The following is a 234-nucleotide window of genomic DNA, read 5'->3' as shown; positions in this document are numbered from 1 at the left end:
TGGTTGGGCGGCGTTGGCGTGTCTTGAGTTTCTGGCCCTTACGCGGCATAGCCCGCGCCTTCTACCGGCACCACCGGCAAGTGAGCTAAGGGATGTACGACCACGAGCGGATCAGGGGTATTTTCAGGCACCCCCACCCTTATTTCGTCGTCAGAAACGGGCGTTTCCGCTAAAACCCTGGTGGCGTCTGGCGATTCGCAGGCATCAGTACCCCGCACACCCCCCGCGTTGGGG

1 protein-coding gene is annotated in these 234 nt (G+C 62.0%); it reads right to left on the bottom strand.

The window, feature by feature from the left end:
* Positions 1–38: 38 nt before the first annotated feature.
* The coding region (locus ACUHMQ_RS21695; RefSeq protein WP_445297449.1) for a hypothetical protein at positions 39–234 on the bottom strand (196 nt) is incomplete at its 5' end.

This window comes from Chitinimonas violaceus (assembly GCF_052601015.1).
This window is presented reverse-complemented; position numbering and strand designations above follow the sequence as displayed.